Raw genomic sequence first — 1,744 nt, 5'->3', positions numbered from 1 at the left:
GGGGCTGCGGGACGTGCCGCTGCTGCCCTTCGCCCCCGGCCCGCTCCCGTCCGTGGACGCGGCCACCGTCGCCGTCACCTGGGCCGGCCACGCCAGCTGGGTCGTGCGCATCGGCGGGCTCACCGTCCTCACCGACCCCGTCTGGTCCCGCCGTATCCTCGGCACCCCCGCCAGGATCACTCCCGTCGGCGTCCGCTGGGCCGACCTGCCCCCGGTCGACGCGGTTGTCATCAGCCACAACCACTACGACCACCTCGACGCCCCGACCCTCAAACGCCTGCCCCGCACCACCCCGCTCTTCGTCCCGGCGGGACTCGCCGCCTGGTGCCGGCGCCGCGGCTTCGGCCGGGTCACCGAGCTGGACTGGTGGGAGGCCGCCGAACTGCCGGCCGCCGACGGCCGCTCCGTACGCTTCGACTTCGTACCCGCCCATCACTGGTCCCGGCGGACCCTCACCGACATCTGCCGTTCGCTGTGGGGCGGCTGGGTGCTGAGCGACGGACACGGGCAGCGGGTGTATTTCGCCGGGGACACGGGCTACGGCCACTGGTTCGGCGAGATCGGCCGCCGCCACCCCGGCATCGACCTCGCCCTGCTCCCCATCGGGGCCTACGCCCCGCGCTGGTGGCTGAGCGACGTGCACACCGATCCGGAGGAGGCTGTCCGGGCGTGCCAGGATCTCGGCGCGCGCAACATGGCGCCCATGCACTGGGCGACGTTCGTCCTCTCCGCGGAACCGGTCCTGGAACCCCTCACCCGGGTCAGGGCCGCCTGGGAGAACACCGGCAGGCCGCGCTCCCAGCTCTGGGACCTGCCGGTCGGCGCCTCACGTCTCCTGACCCCCTGAGGAGCCGGGACCCTCGGGGGCCGGAGCACCGCGCCCGGAGCTGTCCCGGCCGCCGCCCTGTCCACGTACCCGGTGCCACAGCGCCGGCCCCGCCGCCACCACCACCGTGAGGACCACCGCCGCCAGCACCCCCTGCCACGGCTCCTCGAAGAGCGAGCCGCCGAGGATCCCGATCAGCTGGTACGTCGCCGCCCAGGCCAGGCACGCCGGCACGTCGCCCCGCGCGAACCGCCGCGACGGCCACTCGGCGAGCAGACACGCCAGCATCACCGGGATCCGCCCGGCCGGCACCAGCCGGGACAGCACCAGCACCGTGACCCCGTGCTCCCGCAACTTCTCCTGCGCCTGCTCCAGCCGGTCCGGCGGGGCGTGGTCCTTTATCTTCGCCAGCCAGCGCGACCCGTTCTTCGACCCGACCCCGCGCCGGCCGAGCCAGTACAGCGCCATGTCGCCGAGGAACGCCCCGAACGACGCCACCAGGAACACGTACAGCATCGAGAGCGGCGCGGTCTGGTGGAACGCCACGACCGCCGCCGAACTCACCACGGCCCCCGTCGGCACCACCGGCACCAGCGCGCCCAGCGTCACCAGCAGGAAGACCGACGGATAGCCGACGGCCTGCTGCGTCGACTCCGTGGGCAGCTGGCTCATGAGCTGATCTATCACCGGCGGGCCTCCGGCCGCACGCTCTCGCCGTGCCGCAGCAGATGCACGGTGACCTTGGGCGCGAGCTGCGCCGCGTGCCGTACGAAGTCCTCGCCCGGCGAGAAGAACTCATGGGGCCGCACCGCGTCCAGACCGATCGGCCAGTACGTGCCGTAGTGCACCGGTACGGCCGCGGCCGGCGACAGGTCCGCCAGCGCCTGGGCCGCCCGCGCGGCGTCCAGGTGCTCGGGC

Annotated in this window: 2 protein-coding genes and 1 pseudogene; 1 reads left to right on the top strand and 2 read right to left on the bottom strand. The window is 74.0% G+C overall.

Annotation, left to right across the window (positions count from 1 at the left end; all coding sequences use genetic code 11):
• The coding region (locus tag GT042_RS17950; protein ID WP_161309728.1) for an MBL fold metallo-hydrolase at window positions 1–847 on the top strand (847 nt) is incomplete at its 5' end.
• Here the strand turns inward: GT042_RS17950 and GT042_RS17945 are convergent.
• Together GT042_RS17945 and GT042_RS17940 are read right to left on the bottom strand one after the other, a co-directional pair.
• A complete protein-coding gene (locus GT042_RS17945) occupies window positions 827–1,498 on the bottom strand; it encodes a VTT domain-containing protein (protein WP_202533043.1) in 672 nt (223 codons plus the stop codon). The genes GT042_RS17950 and GT042_RS17945 overlap by 21 nt on opposite strands.
• Window positions 1,499–1,509: 11 nt before the next feature.
• A pseudogene (locus GT042_RS17940) lies at window positions 1,510–1,744 on the bottom strand (MBL fold metallo-hydrolase); the annotation flags it as partial.

The organism is Streptomyces sp. SID3212, from assembly GCF_009865405.1.
Taxonomy (GTDB): domain Bacteria; phylum Actinomycetota; class Actinomycetes; order Streptomycetales; family Streptomycetaceae; genus Streptomyces.
The sequence above is the reverse complement of the archived record's forward strand: the minus strand, read 5'-3'. Positions and strand labels throughout refer to the sequence as shown.

What these genes read in the sequence shown, in the direction of transcription:
- GT042_RS17945 (WP_202533043.1), bottom strand. Translation starts at nt 1,498, where the DNA reads ATGAGCCAGCTGCCCACGGAGTCGACGCAGCAGGCCGTCGGCTATCCG.